The sequence below is a fragment of the Paraburkholderia silviterrae genome (assembly GCF_004353915.1).
GTDB lineage: Bacteria > Pseudomonadota > Gammaproteobacteria > Burkholderiales > Burkholderiaceae > Paraburkholderia > Paraburkholderia silviterrae.
Map to the genome: position 1 here is coordinate 1,327 of NZ_SMRP01000079.1, position 265 is coordinate 1,591.

Consider the following 265-nt stretch of genomic DNA (forward strand, 5'->3'; position numbering starts at 1 on the left):
GCCGATGCCGGTCTCCTTGTCGGACGAGATGTTGGGCGTGTAGAGCGCGCCGAAGGCGTCTGCATCGGCCGTCCGCCGCCGAACAGCTACGCAGGAATTGCAACCATCGCTATCCAAAACTGCAAGACGCGTTCATTTCCAGCTCCCGAGGCGTCAGCTTCACTCTGTCGCGTGCATAGCCGATCATGAATACGCTGCCTGACGGGTGTTGGAGGGGCTATGGCTGGCCCAGCGCGACATTGAGCCAATGCACCATTGCAGTGGC